20 protein-coding genes and 1 pseudogene are annotated in these 19,964 nt (G+C 66.8%); 16 read left to right on the forward strand and 5 right to left on the reverse strand.

From position 1 onward, the window contains the following. Nucleotides 1-107: 107 nt before the first annotated feature. The 5 genes from petA (at nt 108) to C9412_RS18945 (ending at nt 4,037) form a co-directional block, all read left to right on the forward strand. Nucleotides 108-728 carry a ubiquinol-cytochrome c reductase iron-sulfur subunit gene (petA, locus tag C9412_RS18925; protein ID WP_004151998.1) on the forward strand — a complete coding sequence of 207 codons (621 nt, stop codon included), beginning with the start codon at nt 108-110 and terminating at the stop codon, nt 726-728. Next, on the forward strand, nt 728-1,987 hold the full coding sequence (locus tag C9412_RS18930; protein WP_006429450.1) for a cytochrome bc complex cytochrome b subunit: 1,260 nt from the start codon (nt 728-730) through the stop codon (nt 1,985-1,987). Before petA ends, C9412_RS18930 begins: the two co-directional genes overlap by 1 nt. Beyond that, nucleotides 1,980-2,729, forward strand: a complete 750-nt coding sequence (locus C9412_RS18935; protein ID WP_107233029.1) for a cytochrome c1 — start codon at nt 1,980-1,982, stop codon at nt 2,727-2,729. Before C9412_RS18930 ends, C9412_RS18935 begins: the two co-directional genes overlap by 8 nt. A gap of 134 nt (nt 2,730-2,863) precedes the next feature. Continuing rightward, nucleotides 2,864-3,499 carry a glutathione S-transferase N-terminal domain-containing protein gene (locus C9412_RS18940; protein WP_107233030.1) on the forward strand — a complete coding sequence of 212 codons (636 nt, stop codon included), beginning with the start codon at nt 2,864-2,866 and terminating at the stop codon, nt 3,497-3,499. 85 nt (nt 3,500-3,584) lie between these two features. Next, nucleotides 3,585-4,037, forward strand: a complete 453-nt coding sequence (locus C9412_RS18945) for a ClpXP protease specificity-enhancing factor (protein WP_107233031.1) — start codon at nt 3,585-3,587, stop codon at nt 4,035-4,037. Between the two features lie 77 nt (nt 4,038-4,114). Here C9412_RS18945 and C9412_RS18950 read toward each other — a convergent pair whose 3' ends face one another. Then, entirely contained in the window at nt 4,115-4,465 is a 351-nt protein-coding gene (locus C9412_RS18950) for a DUF3301 domain-containing protein (protein WP_049436544.1), read from the reverse strand. Between the two features lie 249 nt (nt 4,466-4,714). Here C9412_RS18950 and C9412_RS20965 point away from each other — a divergent pair. Further along, a pseudogene (locus C9412_RS20965) lies at nt 4,715-5,863 on the forward strand (PhoPQ-activated protein PqaA family protein); the annotation flags it as partial. 148 nt (nt 5,864-6,011) lie between these two features. Here the strand turns inward: C9412_RS20965 and C9412_RS18960 are convergent. The 3 genes from C9412_RS18960 to C9412_RS18970 all read right to left on the reverse strand — a co-directional run bounded on the left by C9412_RS18960 (nt 6,012) and on the right by C9412_RS18970 (nt 8,291). After that, nucleotides 6,012-7,058: a DUF2272 domain-containing protein gene (locus tag C9412_RS18960; protein ID WP_107233033.1), complete on the reverse strand. Its 1,047-nt coding sequence runs from the start codon at nt 7,056-7,058 to the stop codon at nt 6,012-6,014. A gap of 115 nt (nt 7,059-7,173) precedes the next feature. Next, on the reverse strand, nt 7,174-8,025 hold the full coding sequence (nadC, locus tag C9412_RS18965; protein ID WP_107233034.1) for a carboxylating nicotinate-nucleotide diphosphorylase: 852 nt from the start codon (nt 8,023-8,025) through the stop codon (nt 7,174-7,176). After that, the gene (locus C9412_RS18970; protein ID WP_107233035.1) at nt 8,022-8,291 is read right to left on the reverse strand and encodes a Trm112 family protein; all 270 of its coding nucleotides are present in this window, start codon (nt 8,289-8,291) and stop codon (nt 8,022-8,024) included. The genes nadC and C9412_RS18970 overlap by 4 nt, the downstream gene beginning before the upstream one ends. Nucleotides 8,292-8,349: 58 nt before the next feature. Between C9412_RS18970 and purE the strand changes: the two genes are divergently transcribed. The 3 genes from purE (at nt 8,350) to C9412_RS18985 (ending at nt 10,452) form a co-directional block, all read left to right on the forward strand. After that, nucleotides 8,350-8,853 (forward strand): 5-(carboxyamino)imidazole ribonucleotide mutase, encoded by a 504-nt coding sequence (gene purE / locus C9412_RS18975; RefSeq protein WP_005412808.1) that lies wholly within the window; start codon nt 8,350-8,352, stop codon nt 8,851-8,853. Further along, nucleotides 8,850-9,998, forward strand: coding sequence for a 5-(carboxyamino)imidazole ribonucleotide synthase (locus tag C9412_RS18980; protein WP_107233036.1), 1,149 nt, complete (start codon nt 8,850-8,852; stop codon nt 9,996-9,998). Before purE ends, C9412_RS18980 begins: the two co-directional genes overlap by 4 nt. A 112-nt stretch (nt 9,999-10,110) precedes the next feature. Next, the gene (locus C9412_RS18985) at nt 10,111-10,452 is read left to right on the forward strand and encodes a carboxymuconolactone decarboxylase family protein (protein WP_107233037.1); all 342 of its coding nucleotides are present in this window, start codon (nt 10,111-10,113) and stop codon (nt 10,450-10,452) included. A 293-nt stretch (nt 10,453-10,745) separates the two neighbouring features. Here the strand turns inward: C9412_RS18985 and C9412_RS18995 are convergent, their stop codons facing one another. Continuing rightward, nucleotides 10,746-11,324: a superoxide dismutase gene (locus tag C9412_RS18995; protein WP_107233039.1), complete on the reverse strand. Its 579-nt coding sequence runs from the start codon at nt 11,322-11,324 to the stop codon at nt 10,746-10,748. Between the two features lie 120 nt (nt 11,325-11,444). Between C9412_RS18995 and grxD the strand changes: the two genes are divergently transcribed. The 7 genes from grxD (at nt 11,445) to C9412_RS19030 (ending at nt 19,960) form a co-directional block, all read left to right on the forward strand. Continuing rightward, entirely contained in the window at nt 11,445-11,765 is a 321-nt protein-coding gene (grxD, locus tag C9412_RS19000) for a Grx4 family monothiol glutaredoxin (RefSeq protein ID WP_057495823.1), read from the forward strand. Beyond that, nucleotides 11,762-12,538, forward strand: a complete 777-nt coding sequence (locus C9412_RS19005) for an SDR family NAD(P)-dependent oxidoreductase (RefSeq protein WP_107233040.1) — start codon at nt 11,762-11,764, stop codon at nt 12,536-12,538. Before grxD ends, C9412_RS19005 begins: the two co-directional genes overlap by 4 nt. Before the next feature lie 250 nt (nt 12,539-12,788). Continuing rightward, nucleotides 12,789-15,977 (forward strand): TonB-dependent receptor, encoded by a 3,189-nt coding sequence (locus C9412_RS19010; RefSeq protein ID WP_107233041.1) that lies wholly within the window; start codon nt 12,789-12,791, stop codon nt 15,975-15,977. Nucleotides 15,978-16,229: 252 nt separating this feature from the next. Beyond that, nucleotides 16,230-17,618, forward strand: coding sequence for a nucleotide 5'-monophosphate nucleosidase PpnN (gene ppnN / locus C9412_RS19015; RefSeq protein WP_107233042.1), 1,389 nt, complete (start codon nt 16,230-16,232; stop codon nt 17,616-17,618). A 172-nt stretch (nt 17,619-17,790) separates the two neighbouring features. Next, the gene (locus tag C9412_RS19020; protein WP_107233043.1) at nt 17,791-18,309 is read left to right on the forward strand and encodes a Tfp pilus assembly protein FimT/FimU; all 519 of its coding nucleotides are present in this window, start codon (nt 17,791-17,793) and stop codon (nt 18,307-18,309) included. Continuing rightward, the gene (gene pilV, locus C9412_RS19025; RefSeq protein ID WP_107233044.1) at nt 18,306-18,773 is read left to right on the forward strand and encodes a type IV pilus modification protein PilV; all 468 of its coding nucleotides are present in this window, start codon (nt 18,306-18,308) and stop codon (nt 18,771-18,773) included. Before C9412_RS19020 ends, pilV begins: the two co-directional genes overlap by 4 nt. Continuing rightward, nucleotides 18,773-19,960, forward strand: coding sequence for a PilW family protein (locus tag C9412_RS19030; protein ID WP_107233045.1), 1,188 nt, complete (start codon nt 18,773-18,775; stop codon nt 19,958-19,960). The genes pilV and C9412_RS19030 overlap by 1 nt, the downstream gene beginning before the upstream one ends. Nucleotides 19,961-19,964 lie beyond the last annotated feature (4 nt).

Genomic DNA, 19,964 nt, shown 5'->3' on the forward strand with positions numbered 1-19,964 from the left:
GTGGCGCGCGACGGTTCCGCTACACTCGCCCAAGATTCAATGCGGCTCTGGCCCCCACCGGATCCGCTGGCAGCCTTAAAGCTACCTAATCAATATCGGAGTGCCGGATGGCCAACGATGGGGTACACGATCCAGTCAACACCGGACGTCGGCGTTTTCTTTCTGCCACCACAGCCGTGGTGGGCGCCGTCGGCGTCGGATTCACCGCAGTTCCTTTCATCAAGTCCTGGAACCCCAGTGCCCGCGCCAAGCTTGCCGGCGCACCGGTGGTGGCCGACATCAGCGCCCTGCAGGAAGGCCAACGCCTGATCGTGGAATGGCGTGGCCAGCCGATCTGGATCGTCAAACGGTCCAAGGCCATCCTTGATGCGCTGCACGGGCTGGATGGCCGCCTCAAGGACCCCGAGTCCGGCGAGAAGGACCAGCAGCCGGACTACGTGCTCAAGCAGAACCCCGAGCTGCGCTCGATCAAGCCGGACATCTCGGTGCTGGTCGGCCTGTGCACGCACCTGGGCTGCTCGCCGGAAATGGTCGCCGAGATCCGGCCCGAACCGTATGACCCGCAGTGGAAAGGCGGCTACTTCTGCCCCTGCCACAAGTCGCGCTTCGACATGTCCGGCCGCGTCTTCAAGGACGTGCCGGCACCCATCAACCTGAAGGTGCCCGCGCACCACTACCAGGACGACAACACCATCATCATCGGTGTCGATCCGCAGGGGGCTGCCTGATGGCCAATATCCTCAGCCGTACCGCCAGCGGCGTGGCCGACTGGGTCAACGCCCGCGCGCCGGGCCTGATGCCGGTGTACCGCAAGCACGTCAGCGAGTACTACGCGCCGAAGAATTTCAACATCTGGTACTACTTCGGTTCGCTGGCGCTGCTGGTACTGGTCAACCAGATCGTCACCGGCATCTTCCTGACGATGCATTACAAGACCAACGCCGCCGAGGCGTTCGGCTCCATCGAATACATCATGCGTGATGTGGAGTGGGGCTGGCTGATCCGCTACATGCACTCCACCGGTGCCTCGCTGTTCTTCATCGTGGTCTACCTGCACATGTTCCGTGGCCTGCTCTACGGCAGCTACCAGAAGCCGCGCGAGCTGGTGTGGATCCTGGGCATGCTGATCTATCTGGTGCTGATGGCCGAAGCCTTCATGGGCTACGTGCTGCCCTGGGGCCAGATGTCGTTCTGGGGCGCCAAGGTGATCATCTCGCTGTTTGGCGCGATACCGGTGATCGGCAACGGCCTGACCGAATGGATCATGGGCGACTACCTGCCCAGTGACGCCACGCTCAACCGCTTCTTTGCGCTGCACGTCATCGCCCTGCCGCTGGTGCTGTTGCTGCTGGTGGTGCTGCACCTGGGCGCACTGCATGAAGTGGGCTCGAACAACCCCGATGGCGTGGAGATCAAGAAGGGCCCGAAGGGCAACCGCTGGTCGCCGAACGCCCCGGCCGACGGCATTCCGTTCCACCCGTACTACACGCTCAAGGATGGCGTTGGCGCCGGCTTCCTGCTGATCATCGCCGCCTTCATCATCTTCTTCGCGCCCGGTTTCGGCGGCCTGTTCCTGGAGCATGACAACTTCACCGAGGCCAACCGCCTGGTGACCCCGGAGCACATCAAGCCGGTCTGGTACTACACCCCGTACTACGCGATGTTGCGTGTGGTGCCGAACAAGCTCGGCGGCGTGCTGGTGATGTTCTCGGCCATCGCGATCCTGTTCCTGGTGCCGTGGCTGGACAAGGCGCGGGTGAAATCGGTGCGCTACCGCGGCTGGATCTCGAAGGTGATGCTGGGCGTGCTGGCGGTGTGCTTCGTGTGGCTGGGCGTGATCGGCTCCGGCCCGGGCACCGACGTGCACGAGACCTACATCGGGCGGGTGCTGACCTTCCTGTACTTCGCGTTCTTCATCACCATGCCGCTATGGACAAGGCTGGACAAGACCAAGCCGGTACCGGAGAGGGTGACCACGCATGACTGAGCGCTGGATGGTCCGGCTGGCCTTGGCGGCCACCCTGATGCTGGGCAGTTTCCTGGCCTCCGCCGCCGAAGGCGGCACCAAGCTGCTGCAGGCCGGCAACGACCTCGGTGACCGGGCGTCGCTGCAGCGCGGCGCGCAGCTGTACATGAACTACTGTTCCGGCTGCCATGCACTGAAGTACCTGCGCTATTCACGGATGGCGGAGGATCTGGGCCTGACCGAGGAAGAGGTGATGAACAACCTCAACTTCACCGGCTCGGCGATCGGTGATCCGATCCCGGTGGCGATGCCCAAGGAAAACGCCGAGAAGTGGTTCGGCAAGATGCCGCCGGACCTCAGCCTGATCGCGCGTGTACGGGGCAGCGATTGGGTCTACACCTACCTCAAGTCGTTCTACCTGGACAGCAGCCGCCCGCTGGGCTGGAACAACGCCCTGTTCGCCAATGCGTCCATGCCCAACCCGCTGTGGGAGATGCAGGGCCTGCAGCACGCCGTGCATGGCAAGCCCGAGGCGCCGGGGATGGACCCGCCGGTGACAGGCCTGAAGATCGAAACGCCTGGTGCGGTCGACCCCGGCCAGTACGACCAGGCGGTGCGTGATATCACCAACTTCCTCGAATATGCCGGCGAGCCGGCCGCGCTCAAGCGCCAGCAGCTGGGCGTCTGGGTGATCCTGTTCCTGGCGCTGCTGACCTTCCTGCTGTATCTGCTGAAGAAGGAATACTGGAAGGACGTTCACTGATTCTGCCGCCGGCGATCACGCAAGCCTATTGGCTTTTGTGATGGCCGGTTGCACACTCGGGGAGGAGTCGACCGCTGGCACGGTGCTGGCGGCGCCGATGCGGCAGGCGGTCTCCTGTCGTAGGAGAGCCTTTGATGGCGGCGAGCGTACGCATGCGCAATACACTGACGCTGTTTTCCTCGAACGACGACGTACTGTGCCACCGCGTACGCCTGGTGCTGGCGGCCAAGGGGGTGTCTTTCGATTTCGTTCCGGTCGATCCGCAGAATCCGCCTGAAGACCTGATCGACCTCAATCCCTATCACTCGGTGCCGACCCTGGTCGAGCGGGAACTGGTGCTGTACGCCGCGTCGGTGGTCAGCGAGTACCTGGACGAGCGCTACCCGCATCCGCCGCTGATGCCGGTCGATCCGCTTTCGCGCGCGCGCATCCGCCTGGCGATGCTGCGCATCGAGCACGACTGGGTGCCACAGGTGCAGGCCATCCAGCTGGGCAACAAGACCCAGGCCGAGGCCGGGCGCAAGCGCCTGAAGGAGTTGCTGACCGCGTCGTTGCCGCTGTTCAAGGCCAGCAAGTTCTTCCTCAATCCGGAAATGAGCCTGGCCGACTGCGCGATGGCGCCGATCATCTGGCGCCTGCAGTCGCTGGATGTGCCGCTGCCGAAGGACGGCAAGGCGATCGAGGACTACGGCAACCGCATCTTCCGCCACCCGGGGTTCGTCCGCAGCCTGACCGATCAGGAAAAGAAGCTGCGCGACCTGCCGGTCTGATCCGGCGGTGGTCTACCCGTCTGCACGCCGACCGGTGTGCAGGCGATCCGCCCCGTCGGGGGCGCCGGGCGCGTACACTTCACGCATGACCGAAGACTTCTTCCACATGACCAGCCACCGCCCGTACCTGCTGCGGGCGCTGGTGGAATGGATCAACGACAACCAGCTGACCCCGCACATCCTGGTCGACGCCGGCGTTCCCGGCGTACAGGTGCCGCCTTCGGCGGTGAAGGATGGCCGGGTAGTGCTCAACATCGCCGAACGTGCCGTCGTGCGGCTGATGATCGACAACGAGATGGTGAGCTTCTCGGCGCGCTTCTCCGGTACCAGCTACCCGGTGCAGGTGCCGATCAGCGCCGTGCTGGCCGTCTACGCCCGTGAGACCGGGCAGGGCATGGCACTGCCGGATGACATTCCGGGCAACGAGACCGCGCCGACCAGCGACGAGCTGCTGCATGACGACAGCACGCCGCCGGACGATACGCCGCCGACCAGCCCGCCGCCGAAGGGGCGTCCGACCCTGCGCGTGGTCAAGTAACGGTAGGTGCCGGCCGCTGGTCGGCACATTGCCAGGCATCGGTGGGTGCCGACCGTTGGTCGGCACACCTTCAACGCCTACACATCCTCGGCATCATCCACGTCCGGCCGGATCTGGCTGATCCGCGCCGCGCCCGGCCCTGTGAATGAAATCAGCTGGTCGCCGCGCAGCACCATGCGGCCTACGTGGCGATCGATGCCGTCGTAGGAATACTCGAACTTGAAGGTGCGCTCGAAGCCGAGCCGGCCATCTTCGCCGCGCGACAGGCGCAGGCCGGTGGCGTGCACCGCCTGGTCCAGCCACTGCACATCGGCGGCGCGGCAGGCGTTGCGGCCCAGTTCAACGGCGCGCTCGGCGGCCGAACGTGCCGCGTTCCAGAAGAAGTAGATGATTCCGCCGGCAATCAGCAACAGCAGCAGGGTGGGCATGGCGTCAGCCGTCAGGTGTCGATCCGGCAAAGATGGCGGCGAACGGGCGCTGGATCAAGCGCGTTGACGCAGATGGATGGTCAGGCGATCGCAACGGGCGCATGGACCAGCGCGGCACGGGCAATGCCGACAAGAGGGTGTCGCCAATGCCTCTCGAATTTCGAGGCGATGACGGGCAGGGTCGGTGCTTTCCCGGCAATGGCAGCGCGACGCATGCAGGCACTGATGAAATGGGGGGTGGGGATGCTGATGGCGGCGGCAGGCTCTGCCGGGGCTGCGACGAATCCTGCACAGGCCTGGCCGGCGTATCACCAGACACAGGCACGACAGCCATGGTCATATGAGGCGGTCGCCCGCACGCGCTTCGACGGCGGGCAGCGACGAAGCTTCGTGCTGGCCTCGCAGTCCTGGCCAGACCCGCAGCAGGGAGCGGTCTGGCGTCATCGGGTCGAGCTGCTGCAGCCCGATGTGGCCCAACCCGGTCCTGCACTGCTGGTCATCAACAATGGCGTGGCGCATGACGGCGGCGGCCGCCCGGCCGGCGCCGCCAATGATCTGCCCGACGACGTGCTGGAAACGCTGGTGCGCACACTGGGGATGGCCGTGGTGTCGATCGCCGACGTTCCGCCGCAGGCGATGGTGCTGCCGGGCGATCCTGTGCTGCGCACCGAGGACGATCTGGTCGCCGCCAGTTGGCGGCGTTACCTGGATGCGCCCGCAGCGCATGCGCATTGGCCGCTGCACCTGCCCATGGCGGTATCGGCGATCCGCGCCATGGATCTGGCCGACCGGGAACTGGCTGTGGCACAGCGCCCGTCCTACATCGTCACAGGTGCCTCCAAGCGTGCCTGGGCCAGCTGGTTGCTGCCACTGGTGGACGAGCGCGTCAGTCATCTGGCGCCGTTCGTCATCGACATGCACTGGCAGGCGTTGGCCCCGCATATCGGCCGCGTCTACGGCGGTCGCTGGCCGATCGCGCTGGCTCCCTATGTGGAACACCGCATCACCGATGCCATCGGCAGCGAGGGTTTTGCCGATCTGATGGGCATCGTCGACCCGTACACCTACCTGCAGGGACCGCGCGCGTCCCGGCTGGCGCTGCCGAAACTCCTGGTCAATGCCAGCGGCGACGACTTCTTCCCGCCGGATGCGACGATCCACTACCTGTCTGCGATGCCGGGTCCGACCACGCTGCGGGTGGCGCCCAACAGCGACCACGGCGGTATCCGCCGCCACACCCTGGAAATGCTGGTTCCGGCCCTCAGGCGCTGGCGTTCCGGTCTTCCGCTGCCGCAGGTGCATTCGCACTGGGAGGCCGCAACCGCCCGGATGCACGTGCAGGCAGGAAAGGAGCGGCCGGTGAGTGCCGTGCTGTGGCAGGCCTACAACCCGGATGCACGGGATTTCCGCCACGCCTGCGGCATTGCCTATGCCCCGACGGCGTTGGCGGTGGCCGCCGATGGGCATATGGAGGTTGCGCTTGAGACGCCCGGCCAGGGCTGGACGGCCAGTTTCGTCGAGCTGCACTACCCGGACGGGATGATCGTCACCACCCCGGTGCAGGTGTTGCCGCAGGAGCGCTTCCCTGACCCGCCGCCGGTGCAGGGGGCCGGACGGTGCCGGCTGGTGCCTGCGCCGGCAGCGGTGGCGAGCCTGCCGGCGCAGCAGGAGTGATGGGGGTGGGCGGGGCCATCAGCAGCGGCGCCGTTGCCGTCAGCTGCAGCAGCGCTGCCCAGTCCTGGCGGTTGAAGCTGCACTCGTCCTCGCGGCCCGGCGTGCAGCTGGGATCGATGCCGGTGCTGTTGCGCTCGCGTGCCGGCGGCAGCTGGATCAGCCCGGTGCGGTCCAGCGGCAGCAGTCGCATCGCCACGGTGTTCATCACGTTGCCGCCGACCAGATACAGGGTCTGGTCGCCGCCGAGATTGGCGGCCACCACCACCTCGCAGTGCGATTTCCAGTGGCCCACCGAGCCGTTGCCCAGCGCCTGCACCAGCCCGCTGTAACTGAGGGTGCTGCTGCGGTCGCGCAGGAAGCACAGCAGGTCACCCGGCGCCGGCTTGGCCGTGGCCGGGTCGACCAGCCGATACGGCACGCCCGAAGGGCCCGCCTGATAGGCGGCGCGGATGTAATCGATGTGGCGTGGCGAGGTGTTGAAGCCCGGCACGCCCGCGCGGACCATCACCCAGGAAATGAACGCTGCCGACCACGGGTTGTCGACCAGGAACGCGCGGCAGTCGCTGTCGGTGTAGCGCGTGCCCAGGGGCGCCAGGCAACTGCTGGCGCCGGCGATGCTGCCCATTGCATTGAGCGTGCCGCTGTCACGCCAGTAGCCGGCAACGCGTCGCCAGGCGATCAGCCCATTGTCAGCCAGATGATCGCTTTCGGCTTCGGTAACGCTGAGACTGGCGGCGCGGCCATCGCGGTCGATGAAGGGGCGGAACCACAGCCGGTGTTCGTTGCAGGCGGTGTTGCGGATGGCCACCGCCAACGGACTCAGGCCGAAGCGGGGCGGCACGTCGCAGGCTTCTGCGGCGGCAGCGGACAACGGCGCGGCAGCCAGCAGCAGGCAGGCAGGCAAGAGCATCCGGCGCATGCGCGGCTCCTGTGGGGGATGACCGCAGCGTCGCAGCGCCGTCGTGAACGCCGGGTGTGAGAACGGGGTCAGATCCCTTTTCCATGGGAAAAGGGATCTGACCCCAAGCCCGGCCTCAACCCGGCGGCGGGCCCAGCTTCAACGACAGATCGATGGCCTGCACATGCTTGGTCAGTCCACCAATGGAAATGCAGTCCACGCCATCCTCGGCAATCGAACGCAGGCCGCCCAGGCCGACGCTGCCCGATACTTCCAGCGGGATGCGGCCGGCGGTGATGCGTACCGCCTCGCGACGCAGATCCGGGCTGAAGTCATCCAGCAGGATGCGTTCGCAGCCGGCTTCCAGCGCCTGCCGCAGCTGCGCCAGATCTTCCACTTCGACCACCAGCGGCAATGCCGGCCATTGGCGGCGCGCGGCAGCCACCGCCGCAGCCAGCGAACCGGCGGCGCGGATGTGGTTCTCCTTCAGCATCACCGTGTCGTACAGGCCGAAGCGGTGGTTCTCGCCGCCACCGCAACGGACCGCGTATTTCTGCGCCAGGCGCAGGCCGGGCAGGGTCTTGCGGGTGTCGAGGATACGCGTGCCGGTGCCGGCCACCGCGGCCACGTAGCGGGCGGTGGTGGTGGCGGTGCCGGACAGGGTCTGCAGGAAGTTCAGCGAGGTGCGCTCGGCACTGACCAGGCTGCGGCTGCGGCCGTGCAGCAGGGCCAGCACAGTGCCGGCGGTAACCGTGTCACCTTCGGCAACGCGCCACTCGATGCGCACCTCCGGGTCGAGCGCGCGGTGGGTGGCGTCAAACCAGGGGCGACCGGCGATCACCGCGTCCTGCTTGCACAGCAGATAGGCGCTGTCGGCCTGGTCGGGCAGCAGGGCGGCGGTGACGTCGCCACTGCCCAGATCCTCGGCCAGCGCGCGCGCGACATCGGCGGCGACCACGGCCGCATCCGGCGTCGGCAGCGTGCTCATGCGGCCGGGAAGTCGGCGATCTGCGCGGTCGGGATGGCTTCCTCGGCCAGCAGCACCGGGATGCCGTCGTCGACGCGGAACACCTGCTTGCGGTCGCGGGTGATCAGCGCCTCGCGCAGCGGCTGCGCCAGCGGGTTGCCATCGGCCTTGTTCACCGCGCCGGCGGAAATGGCCTTGTTGAGGGCTTCCAGGCCCTTGCCATCCAGCAGGGACAGGGGCTGGCGGGTGTCCGGCGACACCAGCAGGTCGAGCAGCTTGCGATCCATGGTTCTTCGTCTTGCGTGGAAGACGGCTAGAATACGTCTTTAAGGCAGGTGACGGCCAATGACCCCCAACCCGATCGCGCCGCTTGTCGGCATCGTCATGGGTTCCCGTTCCGACTGGGAAACCATGCAACACGCCGCCCAGAAGCTTGAAGCCCTGGGTGTTCCGTTCGAAGTGAAGGTGGTGTCCGCGCATCGGACGCCGGATGTGTTGTTCAGCTACGCCGAGCAGGCGGGCCCGCGCGGCCTGCGCGCGATCATCGCCGGTGCCGGCGGGGCCGCGCACCTGCCGGGCATGATCGCGGCCAAGACCGCCGTGCCGGTGCTGGGCGTGCCGGTGCAGTCCAAGGCCCTCAACGGCATGGACTCGCTGCTGTCGATCGTGCAGATGCCGGCCGGCATCCCGGTCGCGACCTTCGCCATCGGCAATGCCGGCGCGTCCAACGCCGCGCTGTTCGCCGCGGCGATGCTGGCCAGCGACCAGCCGGCGATCGGCCAGGCGCTCGATGCCTTCCGTGCGCGCCAGACCGAAGACGTGATGGCTCACGACGACCCGCGCCAATGAGTCTGACCGTCGGCATTCTGGGCGGCGGCCAGCTCGCCCGCATGATGGTACTGGCCGGTGCACCGCTGGGGCTGCGCTTTGAGCTGTACGACCCGGCCGCCGACGCCTGCAGCGGGCCGCTGGCCCCGCTCACCGTCGCCGCCTTCGACGATCGCCAGGCGCTGGCGGATTTCGCCGCCAAGGTGGATGTGGTCACCTTCGATTTCGAGAACGTGCCGGCCGACAGTGCGCAGTGGCTGGCCGAACAGGTGCCGGTCTACCCGCCGCCGTCGGCGCTGGCCGTGGCCCAGGACCGGTTGAGCGAGAAGACCCTGTTCCAGCAGCTGGGCATTCCGCTGCCGGCCTTCGCCGATATCCGCAGCCGTGACGAACTGGCCGCCAAGGCCGCCGAGTTCGGCCTGCCGTGCATCCTCAAGACCCGCCGCCTGGGCTATGACGGCAAGGGTCAGTTCCGCCTGCGCAGCACGGCCGACATCGACGCCGCATGGGAGGCGCTCGGCGCCCAGGTCGAGCGCACCGGGCTGATCCTGGAAGGCTTTGTCGCCTTCCAGCGCGAAGTCAGCGTGGTCGCCGTGCGTGGCCGTGATGGCAGCTTCCAGGCCTGGCCGGTGACCGGCAACTGGCACGTCGACGGCGTGCTGTCGGCCAGCGTGGCGCCGGCGGTGCTGTCCGCCGCCGAGCACGACGCCGCGGTCGGCTATGCGCGTCGCGTCGCCGAGCATCTGCAGTATGTCGGTGTGTTCGCGCTGGAGCTGTTCTGCCGTGATGGCGAACTGCTGGCCAACGAGATGGCGCCGCGCGTTCACAACTCCGGCCACTGGACCATCGAAGGCAGCGAGACCTCGCAGTTCGAGAACCATCTGCGCGCCGTGCTGGGCCTGCCGTTGGGCAGCACCCGCATGCTCGGCCACGCCTGCATGCTGAACTGGCTGGGGGCGATGCCCGATCCGCTGCCGGTGCTGGGCCAGGCCAGTGGTCATTGGCATGACTACGGCAAGCAGCCGCGCGAAGGTCGCAAGGTCGGTCACGCCACGCTGCGCGACGACGATGCCGCTGCACTGGCCGATGCGCTGGAGCAGGTCGGCCTGGAGCTGGACCGGCAGGCGCAGGTGGCACCGGCGGTGCACGTGCTGCGCCACCGCTGAGCCCGGCAGTGCCGGCCGCTGGCCGGCATTGCAACGCTGTGACGCGCCGGTGCAGGCATCGGCGCAACACTGCCGGTGATAGCGTGGAGCTCCTTTCACAGGAGTCACGACCATGCTCGACTGGAATGCCTACCGCAAGGAACTGAAGGGTCGCATCGGCGAGATCGGCAAACTCTCGCCGGACACGCTCAAGGGCTATGCCACGCTGTCCAACGCGGGTGCCCAGACCAATCACCTTGATGCCAAGACCCGTGAACTGATCGCGCTGGCGGTGGCGGTGACCACCCGCTGTGATGGCTGCATCACCGTGCACGTGGATGCGGCGTTGAAGCAGGGCGCCAGCCGCGAGGAGATCGCAGAAGCGTTGGGTGTGGCGGTATCGCTCAATGCCGGTGCGGCGCTGGTGTATTCGGCGCGGGTGATGGACGCGGTGGCGGCGCACGAGAACGCGTGAGGCACCGTTCTGTTTTCCGGTAGTGCCGGCCGCTGGCCGGCAGATCCGGCTTCTCTGTGCGCCTGCGGGGTTGCCGGCCAGCGGCCGGCACTACCTGTGGGCGGGCTTCGGCGAATTCCCGGTTGACCCGTTGCCAGAACGCGTCCAGACCGTGCACGTGGATGCCGCGTTGAAGCAGGGCGCCAGCCGCTGCTTTCCGGTAGTGCCGGCCGCTGGCCGGCAGATCCGGCATCTCTGTGTGCCTGCGGGGTTGCCGGCCAGCGGCCGGCACTACCTGTGGCCGGGCAGTTGCCTCAGCGCAGCTGGCTCTCGGCGAATTCCCAGTTGACCAGTTGCCAGAACGCGTCCAGATAACGCGCGCGGTCGTTCTGGTAGTCGGTGTAGTAGGCGTGTTCCCACAGATTGCAGCCCAGCAGTGGCGTGCTTTCGCCGGTCAGCGGGGTGCCTGCATTGCGGGTCGCCTGGATGCCCAGCTGCCCGCCCGGGTGCTGCACCAGCCATACCCAGCCGGAGCCGAACAGGCCCAGTGCGGTGCGGTTGAACTCTTCGCGCAGGCGCTGCAGGTCGCCGAACTGGCGCTTGATCAGCTCGCCGAGGCGGCCCTGCGGTTCGCCGCCGCCCCGCGGGCGCAGGCATTGCCAGTAGAAGCCATGGTTCCAGGCCTGCGCCGCTGCGTCGAACAGCGCGCCCTGGCTGTGGCGGACGATGTCTTCCAGTGACGCCTCTTCCCACTCCGTGTCGAGGATGCCGGCATTGACTGCATCGACATGGGCGCGGTGATGCCGGCCGTGGTGCAGCTCCACGGTCTGGGCGGACAGGTGCGGCTGCAGGGAGCCGGAGAGGTAGGGCAGGGCGGGCAATTCGACGGGCATGGACAGGTTCGTGGCCAGGGGGCGGCGGCAGCTGGTTCCATCGGCTTACAATGGCGGCTACCGTGGGCAGTCTAGCCGACCATCACGGTCGGTTTGTCCGGCGAAGCAAGGAGTGAGGTTGTGGCGGTAATGCAGCAAATCCAGGCCGAGGTCGATCGTTACCCGCTCGTGTTGTTCATGAAGGGGTCTCCGCAGTATCCGATGTGCGGCTTTTCCAGCCGCGCGGTGCAGGCGTTGATGGCCGCCGGCGCCGTGACCCTGCGCACCGTCAACGTGCTCGAAGAGCCGGAGATCCGTGCCAACCTGCCGCGCTTCTCCAATCTTCCGACCTTCCCGCAGCTGTTCATCAACGGCGAGCTGATCGGCGGCTGCGACATCGTCATGGAGCTGTTTGAATCCGGCGAGCTCAAGCGCATCGTCGAAGAGGCGACCCAGGGATGAGTGCCAGGCCATCGACGTCACCGACGGAAGGGGCGCTCGATGGCCGTCCGTTGCAGGACCGCGTGGTACTGGTGGCCGGCGCTGGCGGCGGCCTGGGCAGCGCTGCGGCGGTCGCGGCCGCTGCAGCCGGCGCGACCGTGGTGCTGCTGGGGCGCAAGCCGCGCCGGCTGGATCGCGTCTATGCCCAGGTCCAGGCGGTTGGCCCGGAACCCCTGCTGTACCCGCTGGACCTGGAAGGGGCCGGACCCGATGACTATGCCGAGCTGGCCCAGGCCCTGCAGCGCGAGCTGGGGCGGCTGGACGGCCTGCTGGTCTGCGCCGCCCATTTCCCTGGCCTGACCCCATTCGAGCTGGCCGACCCGGCCAGCTTCGCCCGCGCGGTCCATGTCACCCTGACTGCCCCGGCCTGGCTGGCGCAGGCCTGCCTGCCGCTGCTGCGGCAGCGCGAGGACGCGGCCCTGGTATTCGCGGTGGATGCGCCCGAACGGGTCGGGCAGGCCTACTGGGGCGGCTACGGCGTGGCCCAGCACGGCCTGCGCGGGCTGATCGGCAGCCTGCATGACGAACTCGGACGCAGCCCGGTGCGGGTCAGCGGCCTCTATCCCGGCCCCCTGCGCACGGCCCTGCGGGCCCGCGCCTACTCGGTCGACCAGGATCCGGCTGCGCAAGGCCCGGAGGCCGCCGCAGCGGCGGCTGTGACCCTGCTGTCCAGCGCCGGTGGCGCCTGGCGGGGGCAGATCCTCGATGCCAGCGGTGACCCGGCCGCCGCGTGAAGGTGGCCGTAAGGCGGAATGAAGATCCCGTCACGATTGCGTTGCGATCCGGTGCCGTTTGTCGCACAACCGTCACATTGAAGGCGTAGCGTGTTAATCTAGTGTTAACCGTTATGGCTGCCTTCAGCCAGGCGGTAGGGAACCCCAGATAACTCTCCGACCAGCCACCCGCAGGGCTGATTGGATGCGCTTTTTTTCCGCCATCGCCAACTCGCATCGAGGCTACCGAAAAATGACCCACCCACTCCGGATGTCCAAGCTTACCCTTGGTCTCGTGGCTGCACTTGCTGCCGCTCCCGCCTTCGCCCAGAGCACCTCTGCCGGTGTCGGCGGCCAGGTCGTGTCCCGCAGCGGCCAGCCCGTTGCCGGCGCTGAAGTCACCATCACCCACAGTGAGTCGGGCACCGTCTCGCGTGCGACCACCGACGCGGCCGGTCGCTACAACGCGCGCGGCCTGCGCGTGGGCGGTCCGTACAGCATCACCATCACCAAGCCGGGTGAAGGCACCAAGACCGAAGATGGCGTCTACCTGGGCGTGAACCAGACCGGCACCATCAACGCGACGCTGACCGGCGATCTGGCCGGCGCGACCAACCTGGACACCGTGCAGGTCACCGCCGTCGGCGGCGGCTCGGAAGTGTTCAGCGCCACCAAGATGGGCTCGGGCACCAACATCAGCCAGCAGCAGATCGAAGTTGCGCCGTCCATCGGCGGCAACATCCAGGATCTGATGCGCCTGGATCCGCGCGTGACCTTCATCGATCGCGCCTCGGGCTCGATCTCGGCCGGCGGCCAGAACCCGCGCTTCAACTCGATCAACATCGACGGCGTCTCGGCCAGCGACACCTTCGGCCTGGAAGGCAACAACATGCCGACCCGCCGCCAGCCGGTCGCGATGGAAGCCATCGAAGCGCTGGACATCAACCTGTCCAACTACGACGTCAGCATCGCTGCTGCCGCCGGTGCCACCGTCAACGCGGTGACCAAGTCGGGTACCAATGAATTCCACGGTTCGGTGTACGGCACCTACCGTGATGGCGACTGGTTCGGCGACAACCCGGAAGGCCAGCCGTTCAAGGGCTTCACCAAGGAAGAAACCTACGGCATGACCGTGGGCGGCCCGATCGTCAAGGACAAGCTGTTCTTCTTCGCCAACTACGAAAAGTTCAAGCAGGCCGCCCCGGGCGCCGACCTGAGCGGTACCGCGCTGGGCAAGAGCAACCCGCAGTTCACCCTGGCCGACGTGACCCGCGCGCAGCAGATCGCGCAGGGCTACGGCATCAATGCCGGTGGCCTGGAAAGCAACGGCGACACGGAGATGGAAGAGTACGCGCTGAAGCTGGACTGGAACATCAGCGAAAACCACCGTGCCAACATCCGTTACAGCAAGATCGACCAGAGCAAGCTGCGCATCAACGGCATGACCACCAGCTCGGCCTCGCTGAGCTCGTACTGGTACCAGCATGACAAGACCAACGAGAGCTATGTCGCCCAGCTGTTCAGCGACTGGACCTCGAACTTCTCGACCGAACTGAAGGCGTCGTACCGCGAGTACTCGGCGATCCGCAACGTGTCCACCGATGCGCCGAGCATCCGCATCTTCTTCGGCGGCACCCAGGCTGCGCCGTCGGGTGACTCGCTGTACCTGGGTACCGAAGTCAACTCGCAGAACAACATCCTGGAAACCAAGGCGTGGAACTACTACGCCGCCGGTACCTGGACCCTGGGTGACCACGACGTCAAGTTCGGTGCGTCGTACGACACCAACGACATCTACAACTACTTCGGCGCCAACTCGTGGGGTGCCTACACCTTCTACGGCCTGGACAACTTCGCCGCTGGCCGCTGGAGCAGCTACAACTACAACCCGGAGCGCACCCCGGGCTCGATTCCGGCGGACTACAAGTACAGCAACCTGGCCCTGTTCGTGCAGGACACCTGGTATGTGAACAACAACCTGACCCTGACCCTGGGCGTGCGCGCCGACCGTGCTGACACCAGCCCGGCCCCGGCCTACAACGCTGCGGCCTCGACGTTCTTCGGCAACGACAACAGCAAGGTGCTGAGCAACAAGTTCCTGGTCCAGCCGCGCTTTGGTTTCAACTACACCTTCGACAGCGAGCGCCCGACCCAGCTGCGCGGTGGCGTGGGCCTGTTCCAGGGTGATGCCCCGCAGGTGTGGCTGAGCAACAGCTACTCGGCGACCGGCTTCAACAACTCGGTCTATACCTACACCCGTAACGACCCGACGCTGCCGTTCAACCCGAACAAGGACAACCAGCCGGTCCCGACCACCCCGGGTTCGAACCGTCAGAACGTCAACTTCGTCGGCAGCGACTTCAACATGCCGTCGGTGTACAAGGCCAACCTGGCCTTTGACCATGAGACCCCGTGGTACGGCATCGTGGCTTCGGCCGAGCTGCTGGTCACCAAGGTCAAGGACGCGCTGTACTACAAGAACCTGAACCTGGGTCCGGTGCAGCAGCTGGGTCCGGACGGCCGTGAGCTGTACTACGCAACGGCGCGCAACGGCAACCTCTGGACCAACAGCGACGCGCGCGCTGGGCGCAATGGCGCCTACGACTCGGTGTATGAAATCGCCAACACCGACAAGGGCCGCACCTCGCAGTTCACCGTGTCGTTGAGCAAGCCGTGGTCGGAAGCCAGCGACTGGTCCTGGAACATCGGCTACACCTACACCGACGCCACCGAAGTGGGCTCGCTGACCAGCTCCACCGCCAGCTCGGGCTGGGGCTACCAGTACGCCTTCAACGCCAACAGCGAAACCGAGAACACCTCGCGCTACCAGATCCGTGACCGCCTGTCGGGCTCGCTGAACTGGAAGCACAAGTTCTTCGGCGACTACGAGACCAAGGTTGGTCTGGTGTACGAAGGCCGCAGCGGCCGTCCGTACAGCTACGTGTACGTCAACGATGCCAACGGCGACAGCCGTTCGGCCAACGACCTGTTCTACGTCCCGAATCCGGGCGACGTGCTGTTCGGCAACCTGGTGGGCAGCACCTTCACCCCGGATGCGGCCATGGAGAAGTCGTTCTACGACTGGCTGGCCGCCAACCCGCAGCTGGCCAAGTACGCCGGTAGCTACGCTCCGGCCAACCAGTTCCGTACCGGCTGGATCAACACCTTCGATATCCGTATCAGCCAGCAGCTGCCGGGCTTCATGAAGGGTCACAAGTCGGAAGTGTGGGTGGACATCCAGAACGTCGGCAACATGCTGAACAAGAAGTGGGGCAACATCTACGACTACGGCTTCTTCGCCGATGCACGTGTGGCCACCCTGCAGGGCATGAAGGACGGCAAGTACGTGTACAACTTCCGCGGCGCTGACCTGCCGGCAGTGGCCAACAATGACGCAGACGGCTTTGACGTCGGTGTCTCGCAGTGGTCGGTGCAGCTGGGCTTCCGCTACCAGTTCTGATGCACTGATGTAGCCACGCTGTAGACGGAAACGGCCGGGGAAACCCGGCCGTTTTCCTTTGCGCCGAAAGTCCTTGCAGGTCGGTGGGCAACGGCGTAGCATCCAGAAATGTGCGCGGCGCCAACGCCGCAGAGCGGTCCCGGAACGGTGAACGCGGTCGGCACACATCCAACGGTCGGGCTTCCCGGCCGTTTTGCTTTTTAAGGGGGCGGCAGTACAGTCGGAAACCTTGAAGGAAGCGAAAAATTGGACATGACCACGAACGAAAAGGCGGCCCGTGCGCTGCCGGTGCAGGATGCGCGGATCTACCCGCGCGGCGGGCTGGACGTACTCTCGCGCGCTGAAGTCGCACGGCTGCGCGATGCCTCCGCCGGCGGCATGCACGAACTGCTGCGTCGCTGCGCGCTGGCGGTGCTGACCAGCGGCAGTGCCTCGGACGATCCGCGCGCGGCGCGCGATCTCTATCCGGATTTCGACATCCAGGTGGCGCAGCAGGATCGCGGCGTGCGCATCGATCTTTCCAACGCGCCTGCGATGGCCTTCGTCGATGGCGAGATCATCCGCGGCGTGGCCGAACTGCTGTTCGCCGTGGTGCGTGACCTGGCCTACATGGCCATCGAGATGGGCCCGGCCTACGCGGCCGAGCTGGAATCGTCCGAGGGCATCACCAACGCGGTGTTCGGCCTGCTGCGCAACGCGCGCATCCTCAACCCGGGCGACCCGAACCTGGTGGTGTGCTGGGGCGGCCACTCGATCTCGCGCGATGAATACCTGTACACCAAGCAGGTCGGCTACGAGCTGGGTCTGCGCGGTCTGGACATCTGCACCGGCTGCGGCCCGGGTGCCATGAAGGGCCCGATGAAGGGCGCCACCATCGCCCATGCCAAGCAGCGCAAAACGGTCACCCGCTACATCGGCCTGACCGAGCCGGGCATCATCGCCGCCGAGTCGCCGAACCCGATCGTCAACCACCTGGTGATCATGCCGGACATCGAGAAGCGGCTGGAGGCCTTCGTCCGCATCGGCCACGGCATCATCGTGTTCGCCGGTGGCGTCGGTACCGCCGAGGAGATCCTGTACCTGCTGGGCATCCTGCTGCGCGAGGAGAACAAGGATCTGCCGTTCCCGCTGATCCTGACCGGCCCGACCGTGGCCGCGCCGTACTTCGAGCAGATCGATCGTTTCATCCGCCTGACCCTGGGCGATGCGGCCGCCGAACGCTACGAGATCATCATCGGCGATCCGGTCGCGGTGGCCAAGAAGATGGCCAGCGGCATCAAGCGCGTGCGCGAGCACCGCCTGGCGCAGAAGGATTCGTTCTTCTTCAACTGGTCCATCGAGATTCCGTGGGAGTACCAGCAGCCGTTCGTGCCGACCCATGAAGCGATGGCCGCGCTGGACCTGCACCACGGCCGTGCACCGCACGCGCTGGCGGCCGACCTGCGCCGGGCGTTCTCGGGCATCGTGGCCGGCAACGTGAAGGAAGACGGCATGCGCCGGATCGAGCAGTTCGGCCCGTTCCAGATCCATGGCGACACGGACATGATGCAGGCGCTGGATGCGCTGCTGCGCGCCTTCGTCGAGCAGCGCCGGATGAAGATCTCCGGCGAGTATCAGCCCTGCTACCAGGTGCTGGCCTGACACGCCCGGGGTCGGATCCCGCCGGGCTCCGACCCCATTGCAGGCGGCCTGCAGGGCAGGGTCTGTCAACCCTTTGACGCCTGTCGCCCCGAATTGACCGTTCGTCCTGCCGCCGCTTGCCGGGGGCAGGGCGATGGCCCATCGTGGCCATCAACACGCTGGGGAGCGTCCAATGTCTTTTCGCCGGGAAAACGGCTTCACGCTGGTTGAGCTGATGGTGACGGTCATGGTTCTGGCCGTGCTCGCCACGATCGCCTTTCCCAGTTTCCAGAGCACGATCCGCTCCAACCGCATCGCGACCACCAGCAACGAGCTGATTGCCTCGCTGTCGCTGGCCCGCAGCGAGGCGGTGCGCAACCGCCGCGGCGCCGGCGTCTGCGCCTCCGCTGCCGGCAGCGCCTGCGACGGCAAGAGCTGGGCCGAGGGCTGGCTGGTCTGGGAAGACCGCAATGGTGACGGCGGCCTGAGCGCCGGCGAGACCGTGCTGCGCTACAGCGCCGGCAAACCGGGCGTGAGCGCGGTCGGCACGCCGGACCTGTCGGTGAGTTTCGATCCGCGCGGGCGCAACCGCGCGGACGCCAGCCTGGATCTGACCCTGCGCCCGGACACCTGCGGCAAGCAGCCGCTGCAACGGACGCTGCGCATCTCGCCGACCGGGCAGGTCCGGCTGCTGAAGGAGGACTGCAAGTGAAAGCGCCCCGTTTCCGTTCGCCACGTACCGCGCAGGGTGGTTTCAGCCTGATCGAAGTGCTGATCGCCATCCTCGTGCTTGGCGTCGGCCTGCTGGGCTTTGCCCTGATGCAGACCATGAACGTGCGCTTCGTGCAGAGCGCCAATTACCGGACCCAGGCGACCAACCTCACCTACGAGATGCTCGACCAGCTGCGCGTGAACCGCGCGCGGGCGCCCTCCTATGTGGGCAACTACGCGGCGACCACCTCGACCAAGAACTGCCTGCCGCCCACCGGCAAGGACATCAGTCGCGACGCCTTCACCCTGGACTGGCGCTGCCGCCTGGGCAAGGCGCTGGGCGAGGGCGCCAGCGGCAGCGTGGTGCGCAACGGCGATCAGTACACGGTCAGCGTGAGCTGGGGTGACGAGCGCTGGAAAGCCGATGCCGGCGATACCACCTTCACTGCCAGGAGTGGCCTGTAATGCGCGCGCCGTCCTTCCCCCGGTCTGCCACTGGCCTGTCGATGGTCGAGTTGATGATTGCCCTGACCATCGGCCTGATCGTGATGCTGGGCGTGGTGCAGGTGTTTGCAGCGTCACGCGCGGCCTATCAGCTGTCCGACGGCCTGGCGCGGGTGCAGGAGAACAGCCGCTTCGCGATGGACACGCTGCAGCGGGAAGTGCGCATGGCCGGCCATTTCGGCTGCGTCAACGACCAGGCACGCAATTCGCCGGACAACCCTTCGCTGTTCTCCACGTTTGCGGCCGCACCGCATCCGGCACTGGATTTCCAGACCTCGATCCAGGGCTATGAAGCGACCGCGACCGCGCCGGGCGACGCGGTGACGCTGAGCGCCACGCCGGGGACCGGCGGCACCGCCTTCAAGCCGGCGCTGCCGGCCCAGTTCGCCGCCGCCACGCCCAACCGTGTCAATGGCAGCGACATCATCGCCCTGCGTTACCTGATGCCCGACGGGGTGCCGATCACCGGCAACGCAGGCAGCGACGGGCAGCCGGTGTTCACCTTCGACAAGGCGCGGCTGGCGGTCCTCAAGAGCGGTGTCTCGAACCCGGGCCTGTATGGCGCGGCCGACTGCGCCAGCGCGACGGTGTTCCAGGCCCGTGCGGTGGATGCGGCCGCAGGCACCGTCACCTTCGGCGAGACACCCAACAACGTCGGCAACTTCACCCGTCCGGTCACGGCCGGCCAGGCGATGCTGCACCGCGCCGAGAGCGCCCTGTACTACGTGGGCTACGACGCGGCGAGCGCGCGCTCCTCGCTGTACCGCGTGCGCTTCAGCGCCGTGCCCAACGGCGCGCTGGTGGCCGGCGCGCCGGAGGCGCTGGTCGATGGCGTGGAGAACATGCAGCTGCTGTATGGCCAGGACCGCGGACTCACCACGCCGTACCCGACCGGTTTCATCGACCGTCAGGGCACCGCGGAAACCGTGCAGGCCTCGACCATTCCCGCCGGCAATGGCTGGCGTCGCGTCGGTGCGGTGCAGCTGGGGCTGGTGATGGCCAGTCCTGATCCGTCCGCCGCACCGCAGGCCGACCAGAACGCTTCGCTGATCTCGATGGGGGTGACGTTCACCGCCCCGACCGACGGTCGCATGCGCACGGTCTACCAGACCACCATCGCCCTTCGAAACCGCCTCTTCGGCAACTGAGGCC

The sequence above is a fragment of the Stenotrophomonas sp. Nf1 genome, assembly GCF_003028475.1.
Taxonomy (GTDB): Bacteria; Pseudomonadota; Gammaproteobacteria; order Xanthomonadales; family Xanthomonadaceae; genus Stenotrophomonas.

Excerpts from the sequence above, each read along its gene's own strand:
- C9412_RS19030 (WP_107233045.1), top strand. The coding sequence starts at position 18,773 with ATGCGCGCGCCGTCCTTCCCCCGGTCTGCCACTGGCCTGTCGATGGTC.
- C9412_RS18985 (WP_107233037.1), top strand. The coding sequence starts at position 10,111 with ATGCTCGACTGGAATGCCTACCGCAAGGAACTGAAGGGTCGCATCGGC.
- C9412_RS18945 (WP_107233031.1), top strand. The coding sequence starts at position 3,585 with ATGACCGAAGACTTCTTCCACATGACCAGCCACCGCCCGTACCTGCTG.
- ppnN (WP_107233042.1), top strand. The coding sequence starts at position 16,230 with ATGACCACGAACGAAAAGGCGGCCCGTGCGCTGCCGGTGCAGGATGCG.
- C9412_RS19005 (WP_107233040.1), top strand. The coding sequence starts at position 11,762 with ATGAGTGCCAGGCCATCGACGTCACCGACGGAAGGGGCGCTCGATGGC.
- C9412_RS18935 (WP_107233029.1), top strand. The coding sequence starts at position 1,980 with ATGACTGAGCGCTGGATGGTCCGGCTGGCCTTGGCGGCCACCCTGATG.
- purE (WP_005412808.1), top strand. The coding sequence starts at position 8,350 with ATGACCCCCAACCCGATCGCGCCGCTTGTCGGCATCGTCATGGGTTCC.
- C9412_RS18950 (WP_049436544.1), bottom strand. The coding sequence starts at position 4,465 with ATGCCCACCCTGCTGCTGTTGCTGATTGCCGGCGGAATCATCTACTTC.
- C9412_RS19010 (WP_107233041.1), top strand. The coding sequence starts at position 12,789 with ATGTCCAAGCTTACCCTTGGTCTCGTGGCTGCACTTGCTGCCGCTCCC.
- C9412_RS18930 (WP_006429450.1), top strand. The coding sequence starts at position 728 with ATGGCCAATATCCTCAGCCGTACCGCCAGCGGCGTGGCCGACTGGGTC.
- C9412_RS18995 (WP_107233039.1), bottom strand. The coding sequence starts at position 11,324 with ATGCCCGTCGAATTGCCCGCCCTGCCCTACCTCTCCGGCTCCCTGCAG.
- C9412_RS19020 (WP_107233043.1), top strand. The coding sequence starts at position 17,791 with ATGTCTTTTCGCCGGGAAAACGGCTTCACGCTGGTTGAGCTGATGGTG.
- C9412_RS18970 (WP_107233035.1), bottom strand. The coding sequence starts at position 8,291 with ATGGATCGCAAGCTGCTCGACCTGCTGGTGTCGCCGGACACCCGCCAG.
- petA (WP_004151998.1), top strand. The coding sequence starts at position 108 with ATGGCCAACGATGGGGTACACGATCCAGTCAACACCGGACGTCGGCGT.
- C9412_RS18960 (WP_107233033.1), bottom strand. The coding sequence starts at position 7,058 with ATGCGCCGGATGCTCTTGCCTGCCTGCCTGCTGCTGGCTGCCGCGCCG.
- C9412_RS18980 (WP_107233036.1), top strand. The coding sequence starts at position 8,850 with ATGAGTCTGACCGTCGGCATTCTGGGCGGCGGCCAGCTCGCCCGCATG.
- nadC (WP_107233034.1), bottom strand. The coding sequence starts at position 8,025 with ATGAGCACGCTGCCGACGCCGGATGCGGCCGTGGTCGCCGCCGATGTC.
- C9412_RS18940 (WP_107233030.1), top strand. The coding sequence starts at position 2,864 with ATGGCGGCGAGCGTACGCATGCGCAATACACTGACGCTGTTTTCCTCG.